This window comes from Spirillospora sp. NPDC049652 (assembly GCF_040675125.1).
GTDB lineage: Bacteria > Actinomycetota > Actinomycetes > Streptosporangiales > Streptosporangiaceae > Spirillospora.
In genome coordinates, this window is record NZ_JBFAOF010001097.1 from 1 (window position 1) to 2,183 (window position 2,183).

General features: G+C 74.9%; 1 protein-coding gene and 1 pseudogene. Both read right to left on the reverse strand.

Features of this window, described 5'->3' with window-relative positions; all coding sequences use genetic code 11:
* A partial coding sequence (locus AB0J52_RS37340; protein WP_500187671.1) for a P-loop NTPase family protein occupies window positions 1-1,738 on the reverse strand: 1,738 nt, incomplete at its 3' end.
* Between the two features lie 67 nt (window positions 1,739-1,805).
* A pseudogene (locus tag AB0J52_RS37345) lies at window positions 1,806-2,183 on the reverse strand (TetR family transcriptional regulator); the annotation flags it as partial.

Consider the following 2,183-nt stretch of genomic DNA (forward strand, 5'->3'; position numbering starts at 1 on the left):
CGACGACGACGTCGGCGAGCCGCTGCGCGAGCCGGGCGTTGCGCAGGTTCCGGACGGCGGGGGTGCGGGCGAGCAGGTCCCCGGCGGCGGTCAGGGCGCGCTTGTGGGCGCGGGCCCCGCGCGCGGCGAGGGCGCGGGAGAACAGCTCGGCGAAGGCGTCCGGGGAGAACGGGCGGGTGTGGACGACCTCGAACCGCAGCGACAGCGCCGGGTTCACCTCGCGGATCCGCTCGTCGCCGCCCGGCTCGCACAGCGCGACGACGTGCAGGTCGTCGTGGACGTCCAGGGCGCGGTGCAGCTCCTCGACGATCGCCTCGCCGCTGCGCGGGTCGCGGGACATGTCGTCCAGGCCGTCGATCACCATGAGCCGGGACCCGGCGGACTCGCGCGCGTCGTTGTACAGGTGCGTGGTGGCGGCCGAGACCTCCTTGCCGGCGAAGAAGTCGTCGGCGAGCCACAGCGGGGACGCGGTGACGCCCCGGTCGAGCAGCAGCCGCGCGACGTGCTGGGCGGCGTCCCGCTTGCCGGTGCCGTCCGGGCCGACCAGCATCAGCCGGACGGGCCCGTCGCCCTCGGCGATCCGGCCGAGGGCGGCGACGACGTCCGGCTGCCCGACCAGGCCGGAGCCGATCGCGGCGGACGGCCGCGGCCGGCGCGCTCGGGGCGTGCCCTTCCCGACGGACGAGGCGAGCGGGTTCACGACCGTGCGGCGCGGCCGGAACAGCCGCCGCAGGTCGTACTGGAACTGGCTGACGGGGATCGACTGCGGGTCGGGGATGTCGCAGTCGGCGGGCAGCCCCTGCACGGACCCGGTGAACCGGACGGCCATGTCGAGCCAGCCGCGGCAGGCGTCGGCCTCGCCCGCGCCGAGCGCCCGGGCGAGCCAGGCCCGTACGCCCTCGCTCCACTCGGACGCGTCGAACCCGGTGTCCCGGACGTGCGCGAACCGCTCCAGCAGCTCGCCGTAGGCGTCCTCGCCGAGCACGGCCGACAGCTCGGCCGGGACCTCCCGGAGGCCGCCCTGGAGGAGCAGGTGGACGTACAGGTCCTGGACGGACTCCTCGCGCGGCGCGGCGGCCCGCAGGTGCTCGTGCGCGGGGGTGAGCCCGGCGCAGATCCACTCCAGGTAGCCGATCGGCCCGGCGAGCTCGGGCAGGGCGGCGACGACGTCGTCGGGCGCGTGGTCCATCCACGCCTGGCGCTGGTCGACGAGGTGGTCGGTGATGTCCAGGCCGGGCGGCGGGTCGGCGAGCAGCCGGGCGAGCGCCTGGCGCCGGGGCTCCAGCGGCTCGACCCCGGCGAGGACGTCCAGCGACTCGCGGGCGAGGGTGAGCGCGAGCTCCTTGTCGCCGGAGTCGCCGAGCCATTCCAGCGGGCGGAAGTTCCCGCTGGTCACGATCCAGGCGGGGAAGTCGAGCAGGAGGTCGCGGGGTTCGCGGTGGTACTTGCCGAAGAACTGGTACTGGAGCCGGGAGTGGGAGCCGGTGCACACGGCCGAGCCGCCGCCGAGGAACTCCAGGGCGAGCACCAGGTCGCCGAGGACGAGCGGGGACGGGGCGGTCAGCAGTTCCAGGTCGTCGGTGGTGAGGTCCTTGCAGCGGGGGTCGTGGATCAGCGTCTCGACGCGCTCGCGGATCTCGGCGAACAGGCCGTCGGGCACGCGCCAGGGGCCGTGCGCCCAGTAGTCGCAGACCGGTTCATCGGTGACCAGCAGCTCCAGATGCTCCGGCAGCGCCACGCAAGACCCCCTCGCCAACAAACCCGGCGTAAAGGTTAGGCCGTCTCCGTGACAACTGGGGCCAGGTTTACCCGTCTGCCCGTACGGCGTAACCGCCGAGTGAGGGTTCCAGCAGGCCGAACGCCTCGGCGGCCGCCTCGGCGAGCGCCGCGGCGATCTCCTCGTGCGTCTGCCCTCCGGCGGTACGGCGCAGGGCCTCGTCGAACAGCACCCGGTGGACGCCCCCGAACTGGGCCGCCGCGAGCCGGTGCACCCGGCCGTCGGGGTCGGCAGCGGCGTCGGTGGCGGCGTCGGTGGCGAGGGCTTCGGCGAGAACGTGCTCGCGCTGCTCGTGCAGCTCGCGTAGCCGGGCCACCAGCGTCGGGCTTTCGAGGACCATCCGGGCGAACGGCTCTCCGCTGAACCCGGCCACCGCCTCCCGCCGGTCGACCGCGTCCAGGTAGGC